Origin of the sequence: Lactobacillus sp. UMNPBX6 (assembly GCF_002553975.1) — a bacterium.
Taxonomy (GTDB): Bacteria; Bacillota; Bacilli; order Lactobacillales; family Lactobacillaceae; genus Lactobacillus; species Lactobacillus gallinarum.
This window is the reverse complement of sequence record NZ_PCZD01000015.1, coordinates 18,236-34,944: the sequence shown is the minus strand read 5'-3', so window position 1 is coordinate 34,944 and position 16,709 is coordinate 18,236. Positions and strand designations below refer to the sequence as shown.

Sequence of the window (16,709 nt, the reverse complement as noted above, 5' to 3'; positions counted from 1 at the left end):
TGGCGTCGGTTAGCTTGATAAACTTCATTTCCACGTTCTGCTTTGTACCGCTTTTGTTTACCGTGATAAAGCAAAACTGTACCACGTTTGATTTCATAGCTAATCGTAGAAGGAGAACAACCAATCTCACGAGCAATTGCTCTAAGAGAAAATCCATCTTTGATACGAGTTTGGATAATAACTCGCTCTTCTAATGACAAATGTTTTCCTTTTTTGTGCTTAGGCATGATAGAATGTAAAGAGTCCATTTGTGACCTCGTTTCAAGATGTTTTGTGGTAATTACATTCTATCAAACGGGTCCAGATGGACTTTTTATTTTTCTAAAGTGTTCAATTTGATTTTACAATCGGCGACTTTAATTTTTTTATTCATATATCTTATATTCAAAATAAAAGACTCCCGAAGGAGTCTAATTTTTTATTTCTTTTCAATAATAATTGGCAAAATCATTGGTCGCCGTTCAGTCTTAGAGTAAAGGAAATCAGAAAGATTTTCAGAAATTGCCTTCTTGATATCACTTTCTTTAGGCTTGTCTGATTTAGCCATTTCATTTCGAAGAACGTGGTAGACGTGCTTTTGTGCTTGGTTAATCAGTTCAGTTGATTCACGCATGTAGACGAAACCACGACTGAGAATATCAGGACCAGCTAAGACACGTTTATGTTTGTAATCAACAGTTGCTACAGCGACAACCAAACCTTCTTCTGAAAGAATTTGACGATCGTGTACGACAACATTACCAACATCTGCAGTACCCGAAGTATCAACATAAACATCGCCTGCAGGGATTCTACCAGCAATTCTAGCTCCATTTGGCCCAAAACAAACAACTTCACCGTTGGACAACACGAAAGTATTTTCAGCAGGTACACCAGCTTCTTGTGCTAACTGTGTATGAATAACCTGCATTCTGTACTCACCGTGAACTGGAATCATGTACTTAGGCTTAGATAAGCGAACCATCATCTTTAATTCTTCTTGACCACCGTGACCAGAAGTGTGGACGTTGTTAACACGACCATGAATGACATTAGCGCCGCCTTCCATTAATTTGTTAATTAAGTGGTTAACGCTCAATGTGTTTCCTGGAATAGGGTTAGAAGAGAAGATAACTGTATCGCCAGGCTGTAAAGTTATTTGTCTGTGAGTACCATTGGCAATTCTTGAAAGAGCTGCTAATGGTTCACCTTGTGATCCAGTACATAGAATCATAACTTTGTCAGGTGGCAGCTTGTTAATCTCTTCTGCATCAACAATTAAATCCTTTGGAACATTTAAGTATCCTAAATCGATTCCGTTATCTACACCATTTTCCATACTACGTCCAAAAATGGCAACTTTTCTACCTGTATCGATAGCTGCTTGTATAGCTGTAGAAACACGATAAAGGTTAGAGGCAAATGTAGCGAAAATAATTCGCCCATGAATACCAGTAATAATATTATGAAGCGACTGTGCAACGAATCTTTCAGATTTAGTAAATTGACTAACTTCAGCGTTAGTAGAATCTGAAAGAAGGGCAAGTACACCTTCTTTACCTAATTGAGCCATTTTTTGGAAATCTGGTGCAGGTTGATTCATAACAGGAGTTAAGTCAAACTTAAAGTCACCGGTAAAGACAACAGCACCAAGCGGTGTATGAACAGCAATTCCTAAAGTATCAGGAATGGAGTGCGTGGTTCTGAAGAAAGAAACAGATAATTTCTTAAATTTTAAAACCGTATCTTCATGTTCTTCATGCAGTTCGGTAGTCTTCAAAATACCATGTTCTTCCAATTTGCCTCTGATTAATGAGAGGGCAAATGGAGTTGCATAAACAGGAATTTCAGGAATCTTTTCCAATAAAAATGGAATACCACCAATGTGGTCTTCATGTCCGTGACTAACTACAAGAGCCTTAATCTTCTTACGGTTTTTGATTAGGTATGAATAATCTGAAATAACGTAGTTAATACCTAATAAATTGTCTTCGGGGAATTTAATACCACAGTCCATGATGATAATTTCATCCTGATACTGGACACAATACATATTTTTACCGATTTCATGCAAACCCCCGATTGCATAAACGGCTACTTCATTATTTTTAATTCGCACTCTTTATTACTTCTTATCGAACGTAGTTAACTTAAAGTCAGCGTGTTCTTTTTCGTAAGCCAAAGAATTGCCTGTTAATTCTTGGATGAGTTCAATGTTATAGGGGGTGTTGTCCTCAACCGTACTTCTTGCTTCGACCATGTTGTCAGCTTCCATGTAAAGAGTTTGAGTAGTTTCTCTACGTGGGTTGACAATTTTGTCTTTTTGATACAAAACTTTGTAAATCATAAATGATTCTCCTTAATTAATGTATAAACGTTCAATTTAGAGTGAAATCACTCTATAGCTAATAAAAATTTTATCATATTTGTAAAGGTAAGTATATAAATATGTTTAGATCTATATTCATTTGAAAATTATTAAGAAATTCTTTTGATAATTATTGACGTAAAATAACATTAGTTGTACTATGAATTTGTAGTGAATGATGAATAAACTCATTTACTCGCTATAAGAAGTCTCTTCAATCTTCTTAATTCCCAATGTATGAACCACTGGTCCAGTCACCCAGTGGTTTTTTATTATATAAAAAGAGCCTGCTTATGCAGACTCTTTTTTTGGTTAAATAACAATTAAGAAATAACCACAGTATCTTCTTTAAGTGCAAATGGATCTTTTTTATTAATTCTGTCATAGAAAAGATGACCATTAAGGTGATCGATTTCATGAGAAGATACAATAGCTGGATAATCTTTCAAGCGAATAGTTTTTTCTTCTCCATCAACAGTGTAGTAATGAATAGTTAACTTGTCTGGACGTGGTACGTAACCATTAATTACTTTGTCAACGCTAAGGCAACCTTCACCTTCGCTAAGGCAAGCTTGACGTACGGATTCAGAAACTATTTCTGGGTTAACGTAAACTTCCTTAAAGATGATTTCACCTTTATCATCAGGAACTAAAAGCGCAGCCATTTGAACGCCTTCGCCAACTTGTGGAGCAGCTAATCCAACACCTGCTCTAAGTTGATGTTTTTCAGCGATCTTTGGATCTTGTGAATTAACTAAATATTCCATCATATCTTCTGCTAATTGCTTGTAGTGGTCGCTAAGCGGAAAAGTTAAAGGCTTAGCAACTTGGCGTAAAACGGGATCGCCGTCACGCACGATATCTTTCATTAAGATCAAAATAATTACTCCTTTTTAAAAAACTTATCTAATATATTTTTACCATATTTTAAGCGATTTTGCTTGATTTTAGATGAAAACAATTAAAAGTTAACTTATTGTTAAGCGTTGACCCGCGTGCAGTTAGGTGGTAAAATTCACTAACGTAACTATACAGATCAAAAATAGAAGCACTTCGATAAGGCGCTACTGCGTTACCGAAACTGTGACAGAGTCACAGTTTTTTTATTGAAGAGTGGGGAGGAATACTTTTGTCAGAAAAAAGAAGAGACGATCTTAGAAATATTGCTATCATTGCCCACGTTGACCACGGTAAAACTACTTTGGTTAACCAATTATTGAAGCAATCTGATACTTTACCAGAACATATGAATCTGGAAGATCGTGCTATGGACTCAAACGCTATTGAACGTGAACGTGGTATTACTATTTTATCTAAGAATACTGCTGTTCGATACAAGGATACTACTATCAACATCTTGGATACACCAGGTCACGCCGACTTTGGTGGGGAAGTTGAACGTGTTATGCACATGGTAGACGGAGCATTACTTTTGGTTGATGCTTATGAAGGTCCAATGCCACAGACTCGTTTTGTTTTGAAGAAGGCTTTGGAAGCCGGTGTAAAGCCAATTGTTGTTTTGAACAAGATTGATCGTCCAGGTGCTCGTCCTAAGAAGGTTTTGGATGATGTGCTTGAACTCTTCATCGAATTAGGTGCTAACGATGAACAGCTTGACTTCCCAGTTGTTTACGCATCAGCATTGAATGGTACTTCATCATATGATGCAGATCCAAGTACTCAAAAAGAAACTATGGATCCTATCTTTGATACCATTATTAAGAATATTCCTGCTCCAATCGACAATTCAGATGAGCCTTTACAATTTCAAATCACAATGCTTGACTGGGATGACTACGTTGGCCGTATTGGTGTTGGTAGAATTTACCGCGGTAAGGTTAAAGTTGGAGACAACATCACTGTTATGAAGCGTGATGGCTCTACTCAAAACTTCCGTGTTACTAAATTATTTGGTTACTTCGGTTTGAAGCGTAACGAAATTAAAGAAGCTAAGGCCGGCGATATCATTGCTATTAGTGGTATTAATGATATTTACGTTGGTGAAACAATTGCTTCAGCAGAACATCCAGAAGCATTGCCACTTCTTAAGATTGATCCACCAACCCTTCAAATGGACTTTGTTGCTAACGACTCACCATTTGCAGGTCGTGAAGGTGACCAAGTAACTCCTAAGAAGCTTGAAGATCGTTTGATCCGTCAAACTCGTACTGATGTTTCATTAAAGGTTGAACCTACTGATCAATTAAACGCATGGACTGTTTCTGGTCGTGGTGAACTTCACCTTTCAATCTTGGTTGAAGAACTTCGTCGTGAAGGCTTCGAATTACAACTTTCACGTCCTAAGGTTATTTACCGTGAAATTGATGGTACTATGTGTGAACCATTCGAGTCTGTTCAAATTGATACTCCAGATGAATACGTTGGTTCAGTTATCGATTCACTTTCACAAAGAAAAGGTGAAATGAAGAACATGGAATCAACTGGTAACGGCCAAACTCGTCTTGAATTCTTAGTTCCATCACGTGGTTTGATTGGTTACAACAATGAATTCATGTCACAAACTGGTGGGTACGGTATCATGAACCACACCTTTGAAGCATACAAGCCAGTTGTTAAGAACTGGAACCCAGGCCGTCGTAATGGTGCTTTGGTATCAATTAACCAAGGTCAATCAACTACTTACTCACTTCAATCAGTTGAGCAACGTGGTGAATTATTCATTGGTGCTGGTGTTGAAGTTTACGAAGGTATGATTGTTGGTCAATCATCACGTGAACGTGATATTGCAGTTAATGTAACTAAGGGTAAGAACTTAACTAACACTCGTGCTGCAGGTAAGGACCACGCAGCTGCAATTAAGACCCCTAGAACTTTGACTCTTGAGGAAGCTATTGAATTCTTGAACGATGATGAATACTGTGAAGTAACTCCAGAATCAATTCGTTTACGTAAGAAGATCTTGAATACTTCAGAGCGTCAAAAGGCTGATAAGAAGCGTGCTCGTGCTAATGGTTAATTTTAGATAACCTTAAAAAGGTCATCACTTAATAGAAGTGGTGGCCTTTTTGTTTTATAATGAAAAAGTATTATTTCATAAAAGGGGCAACGCTCGTGCGTCGAAAATTAAGATACCTTAACTATCGTATATTTATCCCATATCTAATTTTGGTAGTTCTGGGGATAGTTTTGGTCTATTCAGCAAGTTCAGATATTTTATTAGTTAATGGTTTTAAGCCAAGTGTTTATGGTATTAGACAAGCGATTTATGCTTTAGTAGCATTTTTATTTTTTGGTATTCCATTTTTTGCACTAAAAATAAAGGTATTTAAAAGTCCTAAATTTGTGGCGGGCTTTTTAATTATTTGTATTTTAATGCTGTTATGGTTAGTCTTTTTGCGCTTCTTCCATAGTTCGGCAGCGGTTAATGGTGCTGTAGGTTGGATTAATTTAGGTTTTATTAATTTACAGCCACTAGAGGTCACTAAATTAGCTTTAGTTATTTACTTGGCTTATGTTTTAGACCATAGGGATGGTAAATTGGTTAAAGGTAAGATTAAGGATAATTTATCACACCCTGCTATTTTAGCTGCATTTTTAATGTGCTTAGTTATTGTTGAGCCAGACTTAGGTGGTACTGCAATTCTGTTTATGATTACTCTAGTAATGTTTTCAGTATCCGGTATACCAGCTAGATTAGCTTTAACTTGGCTAATCGGTATAGCACTTGTTATTGGCTTGGTGGTTCTTATAATCATTATTTGGAATCCTGAGTTTTTGCAAAAGAGTTACCAATTTCAACGATTAATGTCGTTTTTGCATCCCTTTGAATTAGAAAGAAAAGGTGGAGCTCAGTTAGTTAACTCGTACTATGCCATTCATAATGGTGGCGTATTAGGAGTAGGGCTAGGCAATAGTATGCAAAAAAGAGGCTATTTGCCAGAGCCATATACTGATTTTATTTTGTCAATTACAGCTGAAGAAGTTGGAGTAATTTTAACTATTTTGTTAGTTGGCTTATTATTTTACTTAATGCTGGAAATCATGAATGTGGGAATTCATGCTGTTTCTCAATTTGATGCTCTAATTTGTTTTGGCGTTGCCACGATTATTTTTACTGAAGCATTTTTTAATATCGGAGCTGTATTGGGATTATTACCAATTACCGGGGTAACTTTACCATTTATTTCTTATGGTGGTTCTTCTATGATTGTCTTAACGGCCGCAATTGGGCTAGTTTTAAATGTATCTGCTAATGAAAAAATGCTCAAAGAAAAGGATGAAACAATAGCGTGAGTATCAATCAAGAGATAGAAAATACTCGTTTAACCAAACGAGTAGCACTAATTATTTATCTAAGATCTGTTAGTGATCAATACAAACTGCGTCATTATGGTGACATCGTTTATTTCTCTAAGAATATGAAATACTGTGTTCTGTATGTGAATCGCAAAGAAGCTAAAGAGTTAAAAAATGAAATAGCACAATTAGATTTTGTAAATCACGTAGAAATTTCTCCAGAAGAAAAAGTCAATTTAGATAGCCAACATATTGAGGGACAGTTGGTTGAAATGGCTAAAGAAGCGGAGAAAAAGTTACAACTTGAACAAGAAAAGAATGAGGATCAAATGCAATGAGAATCATTTCAGGAAAATATGCTAAAAGAAATTTATTTACTTTAAAAAGCAATAAAACTCGGCCTACTAGTGATAAAGTTAAAGAATCGCTTTTTAACTCATTAGGACAATTTTTTAATGGTGGTAATGTTTTAGATTTATATGCTGGTAGCGGTGCTTTAGGAATAGAATCCGTGTCAAGAGGATACGACCATGCCAGTTTGGTGGATATAAATCATGCCGCCTGTTCTATTATTAAAAAGAATGTAGCTTTAACTAAAGAAGAAAATCGTTTTAGCGTTTATAATATGCGCAGCAATGCTGCATTAAAATTGTTTGCAGAAAATCAAGAGAAATTTGATTTAGTATTTTTGGATCCACCATATGCTAAAGAAAAAATTGCTAAAGATATGTTGCAAATGGATAAGTTGGGATTGTTGAATGCAAATGCAACTGTGGTAGCGGAGACTGATGATCACACTGAATTGGGTGATATCAGTGGTTTTTCCTTAATTAAGGAACACCATTTGGGTAAAACGATTGTGAGAATTTATCGAAAGGATTAGAAATGACTATTGCACTTTTTCCAGGGAGTTTTGATCCTATCACAAATGGACATATTGAAACGGCAAAAAAAGCAGCTCAAATTTTTGAAAAAGTTTATTTAGTAGCAATGACTAATACTTCTAAGCATTATCTGTTTTCTCCAGCAGAAAGAGCTGATTTTGCGAGGGATGCATTAAAAGATATTGCTAACATCGAAGTTTTAGAAAAGCCAGATGAGATTACAGTTGATTTGGCTCATGAATTAAAAGCTAAGGCAATAGTACGTGGAGTCCGTAATAGTGCTGATTTTCGATATGAACAAGAAATTGCGGGAATTAATAAACGCTTGGCTCCGGATATTAACACAGTTTTATTGTTTAGCAGTCCAGAAAATTCGTTTGTAGCTTCCAGCATGATCAAGGAATTGGCTAGATTTGACAAAGACGTTAGTCAATTTTTACCTGAAAAAGCTGCTAAGGCTTTAAGAAAGAAATTAAACAATGAATACGCAGAATAAGAAGCATCAATTACGAAATTGGCTGCTTGCACTTATTGCTATTTTAGTTGTTGGTATATTAATATTTTGGCCAACGGATTATTTTATTGAATCTCCGGGTGAAGCGGTTCCGGTGAGTCAGTTTATTAAATCCAAAAATAAAAAGCCGGATAATTTTTACTTAGTCACCGTTAGCGTAACTAGTCGGCCGGCATCTATTTTGCAATACTTGTGGAGTTACACTAAGCCGTATGATGAACGAGTTCCTAGCAAGGAATTACTCGGTGGTCAGACTAGTGTGCAATATAATGAGTTGCAAGATTGGTATATGGAAACTAGTCAACAAAATGCGATTTATTATGCAGCTAAAAAGGCCGGTAAAAAGCATAGTTTGCAGTATTTAGGCGTTTATGTAATGGAAGTTCAAAAGAATTCTAGCTTTAAGCATAAACTCAGAATCGGAGATACTGTTTTAGGTGCAAATGGTCATCGTTTTCATTCAACAGAAGAAATGATGACATATTTACGTAAGCAAAAAATTGGTTCCAAAATAACTATTTCAGTTTTAAGAGAAAAACAAACGAAGAAGATCAGCGGTAAAGTTGTTAAAGTTAAGGGAACCAATAAACCGGGAATTGGTATTCAGCTAGTTGAACATGTTGAAGTTAAAACTAAGCCTAAACTAGCAATTAATGCTGGCGAAATCGGTGGTCCATCTGCTGGTTTAATGTTTACTTTGGAAAGTTACGAAGTATTCAGCAAGCAAAATCTTAGTCATGGACATAAAATTGCCGGTACAGGCACAATTTCACCAACAGGTAAGGTCGGCATTATCGGTGGGGTCGATAAAAAGGTAGTAGCAGCCAGCCGAGAAGGAGCAGAAGTCTTCTTTGCCCCAACTGATTCATCAAGCGTGAAAAAGAGTGAAACTAATTATGCTGTAGCTAAAAGAACCGCTAAAAAAATCCATACAAAGATGAAAATAGTTCCAGTAGATACTTTTGATGATGCTCTGAACTATTTGAAATCACATTACTAAAAATTTTTGCAAAAAAATTAAAGTCCAGAAAAAATTCTGGGCTTTTTTTGCGTATTAAATAGTAGAGGTGAAATTTTATGGATTTTGAAAAAATTAAAGAATTTGTGTTGGAAAAGAAATTATATTTCATTGTAGCGGTTGTGTTGCTACTAGGTGGACTATGGCTTAAAAAAGGAGATGGGGCAGAGGAGCCTTCATTTGATAATAATCAGAAAGTAAGTCAGTCCAGTAATATGAGCTCAAATAATAATTCTGCGGCTAATGCTAGTTCAGCAAGCAGCGCGTCTAATGTTGCTTCTTCTGAGTCTAAAACAGTAACTTGCGATATTTCAGGTGCCGTTAAGCATCAGGGAGTTTATACGTTAAAAAATGGGGCTAGATTGCAAGAGTTAATTGAAGCCGCTGGTGGAACTACGGATAAAGCGCAATTAAAGGCGATTAATCGGGCTATTTTATTAAAGGATCAAGACAAGATTCATATTCCGTATAAAGGCGAAAAAGTAGATAGTGCATTAACTGCTGGTACGGGCAATAATTCAGCTTCAGCGGCTGCTAATAGCTCCTCTGAAAATCAAGGAAGTGGAGAAAAGGTTAATTTAAATACAGCAGATGTAGCTGGCTTACAGAAATTAACGGGAATAGGAGAAAAGAAAGCAGAGCAAATTATTGCTTACCGTGAACAAAATGGCTCATTTAAAAAAGTGGAGGATTTAATGCAGGTATCAGGAATAGGAGAGAAGACTTTTGCCAGTCTCAAGGATCAACTCACTGTTTAAAAATGATGTTGGATTTTATTTATTAACAGCTTTATTATTGATTGCAATCTCTTTTTTAGCATTTATTTGTGACTCATTCAGTCAAAAAATAGTTTGCATTTCTGCTGCTGGTTATTTTTCTTTTTTATTGTTAAAAAAATATGCTGCTAGCTTGAAATTGGTTTTAGTACTAGTCACTCTATTTATTGGTTCGATTATTTTGAATAAAAAAGAAGTGCATTTTGAATTATCTGAGCAAAGTCAAATACAGATTTATCCCGATCAAGTTCGTGTTAAAGATAATTATTTAACGGGCGTAGGTCATTTTAAGCAGGGGAAAATCTTAATAAGTGGCAAAGTACCAACTGAACAAGAAAATAATTTAAAGCAAGGACTGCCATTGATAGTTAGCCAGATTAAAGGTGAATGCGGAATTATTGAACCTGCAACTAATATTGGCGAATTTGATTATCAAACTTATTACGCGGCAAAAGGAATCACTCAAAAGATAAAATATTTTAGCTGCGAGATGAAGGCTGTCAAATCAAATGACGTAATTACTGGTTTGCATAAATTGCGCTTTAATTTGCAAAATTATTTTCAAAAAATGCCACAATTATTAGGCTTTTTTGCCAGTGAATTACTTTTAGGTGAAAATAATGCGCAAGAAAATCAAGAAATTCTGAATAATTATCGTGATTTGGGAGTTATTCACTTATTAAGCATTTCTGGTTTGCACGTTGGATTATACGTCTTAATAATTAGTACAATCTGTTTTTACTTAAAAATGACAGATGAAGAAGCATTTATTTGTTGTTGCGCAGTGCTATTGTTGGGCATCTTTTTAAGCTATGGGCAAGCAGGATTTGTTAGAGCCAGCTTAACGTACTTTCTAGGTAAAATTTGCAAATTCAAAGGATATCGAGTAGCGGCAATTGATATATTGGGCTTAGCTTGCATTTTGCATATTATGATTGTGCCACGTCTGTTTATGATAGCTGGAGCAATTTTGAGTTATTTGTTGGCTTTAGGCTTACAGCTGACAAATAAATTTGGCAAAATGCAACAATCGATTTTATTGAATGTGCTATTAACGCCATTATTACTGTTTTATTTTTACCAGGTTAATTTCCTGACTGTTTTATTTAATTTGATGGTGGTCCCTTATTTTAATTGGGGTGTTATGCCTGTAACGTTTATCAATATCGTATTATTTAGCTTTACTAAAAAATTGGCTCCATTATTTGAACAGATTTTGGAATTGGGTGAAAAAGCAATTGGTAGTTTATCTAATACCCAATTAGGGTTATTAACATTTGGCAAAATAAATTGGTGGCAGTGTTTAATTTTAATATTGATAACAATGTTGCTGATAATTGCTTTAAGAGAACGTCCGGAATGGAAATTTAATAAAAAAGAATTAAGCATGGTTTTAATTAGCACTTATCTAATATTTTTCGGCATGATACATTTTCCGTTGCGAGGACAAGTAACCTTCATTGATGTAGGACAAGGAGATAGTATTTTGATTACTACTCCGTTTCCGCGCAAGGCATATATGATTGACACAGGGGGAAAGCTGAATTTTTCGGGTAAAAAAGTAACACCCCAAGTCAATCGTATTACTATTCCTTTTCTAAAAAGTTTGGGGATTAGTACACTTGATGGAGTATTTGTTTCGCATCAGGATGCAGACCATGTTGGTGATTTAGGGCCGCTACTTGAGCAAGTTCATGTGAAAAGAATTTTTATGGCTAAAGGTTTGATTAATAATCCTTCTTTTCAAAAAAGATTAAATGGTCGAATTAAACATACTAAATTAGTTGAACTACTGGCAGGGATGCAAGTAAAAGATCCTAAAATTACGTTTAATGTGGTTTATCCGTACCAACCTGGAGAAGGAAAGAATGAGGATTCTTTGAGTTTATTCTTTAGAGTCGCCAATAAGAATTGGCTTTTTACAGGAGATTTAGGCCAGGAAGGAGAAAAAGAGATTATGCAGAAATCCAATTTATCTGTTGATTATTTCAAATTGGGACATCATGGCAGTAAAACTTCATCCAATCCGGATTTTCTACGAGTGATTCATCCGCAAAAAGTTTTTATTTCAGCAGGACGAAAGAACCGTTTTGGTCACCCACATCAAGAGACGCTAACCACGCTTAGTGAACAACAGATACCATGGGTTTCAACCCAAGACTGTGGTATGATTAGCTGGTATTATGGTGGAATGCAAAAATCAGAATTTAATTACTTTTTGAAGCGGGGTAAAAAATGACCTTACTTTCTTTATTTAAAAATACGAATAATAATAACCCCCATACTTTGATTTGGGGTGGAGATGATTTTCTTAATGATTATCTAGCTAATTCATATATTAAAGAAGATCAATTTAAGGACTTAGAGCATGTCAGTGTAGATTGTGAAAATGATGGTTTGGATGAATTAATTGCTAGTTTGACAGAATCAAGTTTATTTAGTGAAAATAAATTAATCCTTATAAAGAATCCATTTTTCTTAACGGCAAAGGTACCAAAAAAGCTAAAGAAACAGATGGATGATTTACAGAAAATTTTTGATAATCTAAATGAATTAGAAGATGTAGTGGTAATTGTTGCTTCATATGATAAACTTGATCGTCGTAAAAAGCTGACTAAGACGGTCTTAAAGCAGTTTAATGTGGTTGAGCCAACTATTCGTTCTTATGAAGTAGGGGCAGTAGTAAAATCGCTTATTAAAGCTGAAGGATATACTATTACGCAATCTGCTTTGCAACTATTAATTGAACGCAGCGATCAAGTTATTGATACTATTTTAAGTAATTATCAGAAATTAAAGATGGCAGCTAGTGATAATAAGATCACTGAAAAATCCGTTATGCAGAACGTGGATTTATCATTAGCGCAAAATATTTTTGCTATTTTAGAGGCCGCATTAAATAAAAATTATCAAGAAGCCATAGAGCGTCTTGATAATCAATTAAGAGAAGGTACAAATCCGATTCAACTGCTAGCAGTTTTTGAAAACCAATTAGAATTAATATTAGTGGTAAAAATTCTAGCTAAAAGGGGTAGAAGCGAAGTACAAATTGTGAAAGAACTCGGCGTCCATCCCTATAGAGTAAAATTGGCTTTAAAAAATAAGTTAAATGTGTCTAAATTAGAGCAGTTATTGCAAAAAGCAATTCAACTGGAGTTTAATTACAAAAATGGAACATATCATGAAGACAATTTCTTAAAGTTGTTTGTATTATCTGTTTAAAGCAAAAAAAGAGAGAAGAAATCAAATTTCTTCTCTCTTTTTGATTAGTAATAAGTAAAATTACTTGTTTGCTAATTTAGTTAAACGACTCTTGTCACGAGCAGCCTTGTTCTTGTGGATTAAGCCCTTTGAAGCAGCCTTGTCCAAAGCGCGAACAGCTTCTAAATGCAATTTGGAGACGTCTTCTTTACTATCACTTTCAACAGCGTTCTTGAACTTCTTAACAGCAGTTCTTAACTTGCTCAATTCAGAAGCGTTGCGTTTGTTAGTAGCGTTTTGCGTCTTAACACGTTTGATAGCTGATTTGATTTGTGGCATGAAATTCACCTCCAATGATTTAGAAATTTACTTCATCCATTATACTTAAGAACCACTTGGGATGCAAGATAATTTGAACTTGCTTTTTTAAAAAATATTGTGTAATATAGTTCGAGTGAACCGTTAACGCTGTTTACCCGCTCACACCGACGGTAAACGTTGTTAATGGCAATTATTTATGAAAGGTGAAATTTTTATGGCAATTTCAAAAACTGAAAAAGACAACATTATTAAAGAATACGCAACTCACGAAGGCGACACTGGTTCTGTAGAAGTTCAAGTTGCTCTTTTAACTGCAGATATCAACAACTTGACTGACCACATGAAGAGCCACAAGCACGACCACCACTCATACGTTGGTTTGCTTAAGAAGATCGGTCACCGTCGTAACTTGCTTCGTTACTTAGAAAACAACGACATTAACCGTTACCGTGAATTGATCAAGAAGCTAGGTCTTCGTCGTTAATTTCTTAATCATAACGAAAGAAAAGTCAACCATAGGGTTGGCTTTTTTTGTATCTGTCATATTTTCCTCCTTTATGCTAAAATTGAAACAGATATTTTTACGTTGTGATCTTTTAGATCCATAAAAAATTAAAAATTTTAATATAGAAAAGGAAATATAATGGCTAATCAACTAAAGATTATGGTCTTGAGCGGTGTACGTGAACAGGGTAAAGACATGTTTGCCGTTCAGGTTAATGATGAAATTTTTGTTCTTGATGCCGGACTGAAGTATCCTGATAGTTCTTTATTCGGTATCGATGTAGTAATTCCTGATCTTGATTTCTTTGAACAATATGGAGACCGAGTAGCAGGAATCTTTTTAACGCACGGGCATGCTGATTCAATTGGTGCATTGCCATATATTTTGCGTAAGTATGATATTCCAGTATTTGGTTCTCAATTAAGTATTGAACTTGCCAAGATAGAAGTTCAACGTGAAAATAAGCATCGCAAAAATAGTTTATTCCACGTAATTGATGCAGATACCGAAATCGATTTTAAGAATGCAAGTATCTCATTCTTCCATACTACCCACTCAATTCCTGATTCATTAGGTATTGATGTTCATACTCCAGCAGGTGAGATCGTTTATACTGGTGATTTCAAGTTTGATCCAACTGCTGCCGACAACTACCGGACTGATATGGATCGCTTAGCTAAAATTGAACAAAAAGGAGTTCTTGCTCTTTTAAGTGATTCATCAAATGCGGAAGCTTCATATCCTAATGTTTCAGAACAAGATATTGGTAACTTTGTAACTAATGTTTTTAGAAATGCAACTGGTCGAATTATCGTTGCAGCTAAGGCATCTAATTTGAATCGCGTGCAAGAAGTTTTAAACGCAGCTAAAGCTACTGGAAAGAGAGTACTTTTAACTGGTCGTGATTTGGCTAAAATTGTTAGAACTTCAATGAAATTAGGCTATTTAGATGTGCCAGATGGCCTTTTAATGCGAGTTAAGGATTTAAAGACCGTGCCAGATAATCAAACAGTTATTTTGGAAACTGGTCGAATGGGTGAACCACTTAACTCATTACAAAAAATGGCTAAGAATCGCCATAGTATGATTACTATTCATGATGGTGATTTAGTCTTTATTTCTACAACTCCATCTCATGCCGTTGAAACTATGGTGGCTGAAACCAGTGACCTTGTCTATAAAGCAGGCGGAACAGTTATTCAATTGGGCCGCAACATGCATACTAGTGGGCATGCAACCGGTCGTGATATTCAATTATTGATTGATACTTTAAAGCCTAAGTTCTTAATCCCAGTTATTGGTGAGTATAGATTATTAGAAATTGTTCGTAGCTTGGCTATTAAGACTGGTATGAGTCCTAAGAATATCTATATTACTAAAAATGGTGATTGCTTAGACTACGACTTTAAGAAGAAACGCTTCTACTTATCTGATCCTGTCCCTGGTGAAGACACTATGATCGATGGCTCAGGTGTTGGTGATGTAGGTAACATTGTTTTGCGCGATCGAGAAGTGCTTTCTGATGATGGTATTTTCATTGCTGTAGTTACAATTGATCGTAAAAAGAAAAAGATTATCGCAGAACCTAAAGTAACTAGCCGTGGATTTGTCTACATTAAAGCCAATAGACAGTTGATGAATGATTCAATTGATGTGATTAAAAAGGCAATTAACAGCAACTTCGAGCACAAGAAGTTTGATTGGACAGAATTAAAGCAAGATATTCGCAGCGATTTGGAGAAATTCTTATATAAGAAAACAAATCGTCGTCCCGTTATTTTGCCAGTTGTGATGGAAGTAAACCAAAACCGTCATCGTGCTATGCAAAAGCGTAATGAGAAAAAGCAAGAAAATAACAAATCACATTCATCAAACAATAAAACAAGAAATAATAAAGAAAAGAAAGAATAATTATGACATCAGTAAGTCAAAAGAATTTATTGAAACTTGCTGAAGAAAATAAGCACAGGGGAGATCTTGCTGCGGCAATTCAAAATTTAGAAGAAGCATTGCGAGGAGAGCATTCATTAGATGTGATCTTGGAGCTTTGTGATCTCTATTGTGCAAATAAACAAGAAGATCAGGCCTATGCTTTAATTAAAGAAGAGCCTGATCTTTTTTCTAATAAGCAAGTATATCGGATGTATTGTAAAGTTTTAAAGGAAAATAACTTTTTAATAGAAGCTTTACAGTTAAAAGAAATTACAGGGTTAGAATTACCTTTTAAGGTGCAGCCTGTTTCTGAAGAAAAGCAACAGCAAATTATGCAGTCTTTTAAGGCAAAAAAGCAGGTTAACCAAATGGATTATGAAAGCTTGCATAAATTAAATTTGGTTAATTTTACAACTTTTGCTCAAAGTATTTTATTAGAACCTATTTCAGAATTCGCTGTGCGCTTATCTCTTTGTGAAGATCTTATTAGACTAAAGTTGAAAGATAAATTTAAAGTGTGGGTTCTGGATGATTTAACCGAATTTATTCCTGCAGATACTTTGCTTTTAGAAAAAGCCCCTAAATACAAAGAGATAATTTCAGCTATTGGGGCTAAATTTAGTCATAATCCTAGTCAATTACCGCTTATGATTGGTGAAACCAATTTAGTATTAGGTAGTTTGTACCCTAAGCTAGATGATTATGTAGATGAACCTGATAGTTTTGCTAGCGATTTGGTAGCTTATTTGCAACAAAGAAATGGCAGAACTCATCAAGATTTATTTGAAAAAATTTATCGAAAATTTACAAATTAAAAAATAGGTAAAAAAGGTTTACATTTTCAAAGTATTTAGTATAATTAGCAAAGGATATTTTCGTTAGGCAATTTAGCTTAAGCTTTTTTACTAGGCAATTGCCGAAGAAAGTAGTACAATATTCAACAGAGAATTATCC

The 16,709-nt window shown here is 35.2% G+C and carries 17 protein-coding genes; 12 read left to right on the top strand and 5 right to left on the bottom strand.

Annotated features, from left to right (window positions below; translation table 11 throughout):
- The 4 genes from CP357_RS04045 to def form a co-directional block, all read right to left on the bottom strand.
- Positions 1-248: helix-turn-helix domain-containing protein (locus tag CP357_RS04045; protein ID WP_143468445.1), on the bottom strand; the 248-nt coding region annotated here is incomplete at its 3' end.
- 170 nt (positions 249-418) lie between these two features.
- Entirely contained in the window at positions 419-2,098 is a 1,680-nt protein-coding gene (gene rnjA / locus CP357_RS04040) for a ribonuclease J1 (RefSeq protein WP_098036595.1), read from the bottom strand.
- A gap of 6 nt (positions 2,099-2,104) precedes the next feature.
- Positions 2,105-2,326 carry a DNA-dependent RNA polymerase subunit epsilon gene (locus CP357_RS04035; protein ID WP_025005032.1) on the bottom strand — a complete coding sequence of 74 codons (222 nt, stop codon included), beginning with the start codon at positions 2,324-2,326 and terminating at the stop codon, positions 2,105-2,107.
- Positions 2,327-2,670: 344 nt separating this feature from the next.
- Entirely contained in the window at positions 2,671-3,225 is a 555-nt protein-coding gene (def, locus tag CP357_RS04025) for a peptide deformylase (RefSeq protein WP_025005031.1), read from the bottom strand.
- A 251-nt stretch (positions 3,226-3,476) separates the two neighbouring features.
- Between def and typA the strand changes: the two genes are divergently transcribed.
- The 9 genes from typA to holA all read left to right on the top strand — a co-directional run bounded on the left by typA (position 3,477) and on the right by holA (position 13,018).
- The gene (typA, locus tag CP357_RS04020; protein WP_025005030.1) at positions 3,477-5,324 is read left to right on the top strand and encodes a translational GTPase TypA; all 1,848 of its coding nucleotides are present in this window, start codon (positions 3,477-3,479) and stop codon (positions 5,322-5,324) included.
- Positions 5,325-5,419: 95 nt separating this feature from the next.
- Positions 5,420-6,601 (top strand): FtsW/RodA/SpoVE family cell cycle protein, encoded by a 1,182-nt coding sequence (locus CP357_RS04015; protein WP_087175803.1) that lies wholly within the window; start codon positions 5,420-5,422, stop codon positions 6,599-6,601.
- The gene (locus CP357_RS04010) at positions 6,598-6,942 is read left to right on the top strand and encodes a YlbG family protein (protein ID WP_025005028.1); all 345 of its coding nucleotides are present in this window, start codon (positions 6,598-6,600) and stop codon (positions 6,940-6,942) included. The genes CP357_RS04015 and CP357_RS04010 overlap by 4 nt, the downstream gene beginning before the upstream one ends.
- The gene (gene rsmD / locus CP357_RS04005; RefSeq protein WP_025005027.1) at positions 6,939-7,487 is read left to right on the top strand and encodes a 16S rRNA (guanine(966)-N(2))-methyltransferase RsmD; all 549 of its coding nucleotides are present in this window, start codon (positions 6,939-6,941) and stop codon (positions 7,485-7,487) included. The genes CP357_RS04010 and rsmD overlap by 4 nt, the downstream gene beginning before the upstream one ends.
- Before the next feature lie 2 nt (positions 7,488-7,489).
- Positions 7,490-7,984, top strand: coding sequence for a pantetheine-phosphate adenylyltransferase (coaD, locus tag CP357_RS04000; protein WP_025005026.1), 495 nt, complete (start codon positions 7,490-7,492; stop codon positions 7,982-7,984).
- Positions 7,968-9,002: a SepM family pheromone-processing serine protease gene (locus CP357_RS03995; RefSeq protein WP_025005025.1), complete on the top strand. Its 1,035-nt coding sequence runs from the start codon at positions 7,968-7,970 to the stop codon at positions 9,000-9,002. The genes coaD and CP357_RS03995 overlap by 17 nt, the downstream gene beginning before the upstream one ends.
- Positions 9,003-9,079: 77 nt before the next feature.
- On the top strand, positions 9,080-9,778 hold the full coding sequence (locus tag CP357_RS03990) for a helix-hairpin-helix domain-containing protein (protein WP_098036594.1): 699 nt from the start codon (positions 9,080-9,082) through the stop codon (positions 9,776-9,778).
- Positions 9,747-12,035 carry a DNA internalization-related competence protein ComEC/Rec2 gene (locus CP357_RS03985; protein WP_098036593.1) on the top strand — a complete coding sequence of 763 codons (2,289 nt, stop codon included), beginning with the start codon at positions 9,747-9,749 and terminating at the stop codon, positions 12,033-12,035. The genes CP357_RS03990 and CP357_RS03985 overlap by 32 nt, the downstream gene beginning before the upstream one ends.
- Positions 12,032-13,018 carry a DNA polymerase III subunit delta gene (holA, locus tag CP357_RS03980; RefSeq protein ID WP_087175808.1) on the top strand — a complete coding sequence of 329 codons (987 nt, stop codon included), beginning with the start codon at positions 12,032-12,034 and terminating at the stop codon, positions 13,016-13,018. The genes CP357_RS03985 and holA overlap by 4 nt, the downstream gene beginning before the upstream one ends.
- A 60-nt stretch (positions 13,019-13,078) precedes the next feature.
- Here the strand turns inward: holA and rpsT are convergent, their stop codons facing one another.
- Positions 13,079-13,336 carry a 30S ribosomal protein S20 gene (gene rpsT, locus CP357_RS03975; RefSeq protein WP_014919008.1) on the bottom strand — a complete coding sequence of 86 codons (258 nt, stop codon included), beginning with the start codon at positions 13,334-13,336 and terminating at the stop codon, positions 13,079-13,081.
- A 196-nt stretch (positions 13,337-13,532) separates the two neighbouring features.
- Here rpsT and rpsO point away from each other — a divergent pair, with 196 nt between their 5' ends.
- The 3 genes from rpsO (at position 13,533) to CP357_RS03960 (ending at position 16,570) form a co-directional block, all read left to right on the top strand.
- Positions 13,533-13,802 carry a 30S ribosomal protein S15 gene (rpsO, locus tag CP357_RS03970; protein WP_003628079.1) on the top strand — a complete coding sequence of 90 codons (270 nt, stop codon included), beginning with the start codon at positions 13,533-13,535 and terminating at the stop codon, positions 13,800-13,802.
- 159 nt (positions 13,803-13,961) lie between these two features.
- On the top strand, positions 13,962-15,734 hold the full coding sequence (locus CP357_RS03965; protein ID WP_098036592.1) for a ribonuclease J: 1,773 nt from the start codon (positions 13,962-13,964) through the stop codon (positions 15,732-15,734).
- A gap of 2 nt (positions 15,735-15,736) precedes the next feature.
- Complete coding sequence (locus CP357_RS03960) at positions 15,737-16,570, top strand: tetratricopeptide repeat protein (protein ID WP_098036591.1); 834 nt, start codon at positions 15,737-15,739, stop codon at positions 16,568-16,570.
- Positions 16,571-16,709 lie beyond the last annotated feature (139 nt).

What these genes read in the sequence shown, in the direction of transcription:
- CP357_RS04035 (WP_025005032.1), bottom strand. Translation starts at nt 2,326, where the DNA reads ATGATTTACAAAGTTTTGTATCAAAAAGACAAAATTGTCAACCCACGT.
- rsmD (WP_025005027.1), top strand. Translation starts at nt 6,939, where the DNA reads ATGAGAATCATTTCAGGAAAATATGCTAAAAGAAATTTATTTACTTTA.
- coaD (WP_025005026.1), top strand. Translation starts at nt 7,490, where the DNA reads ATGACTATTGCACTTTTTCCAGGGAGTTTTGATCCTATCACAAATGGA.
- CP357_RS03995 (WP_025005025.1), top strand. Translation starts at nt 7,968, where the DNA reads ATGAATACGCAGAATAAGAAGCATCAATTACGAAATTGGCTGCTTGCA.
- CP357_RS03990 (WP_098036594.1), top strand. Translation starts at nt 9,080, where the DNA reads ATGGATTTTGAAAAAATTAAAGAATTTGTGTTGGAAAAGAAATTATAT.
- holA (WP_087175808.1), top strand. Translation starts at nt 12,032, where the DNA reads ATGACCTTACTTTCTTTATTTAAAAATACGAATAATAATAACCCCCAT.
- rpsT (WP_014919008.1), bottom strand. Translation starts at nt 13,336, where the DNA reads ATGCCACAAATCAAATCAGCTATCAAACGTGTTAAGACGCAAAACGCT.
- rpsO (WP_003628079.1), top strand. Translation starts at nt 13,533, where the DNA reads ATGGCAATTTCAAAAACTGAAAAAGACAACATTATTAAAGAATACGCA.
- CP357_RS03965 (WP_098036592.1), top strand. Translation starts at nt 13,962, where the DNA reads ATGGCTAATCAACTAAAGATTATGGTCTTGAGCGGTGTACGTGAACAG.
- CP357_RS03960 (WP_098036591.1), top strand. Translation starts at nt 15,737, where the DNA reads ATGACATCAGTAAGTCAAAAGAATTTATTGAAACTTGCTGAAGAAAAT.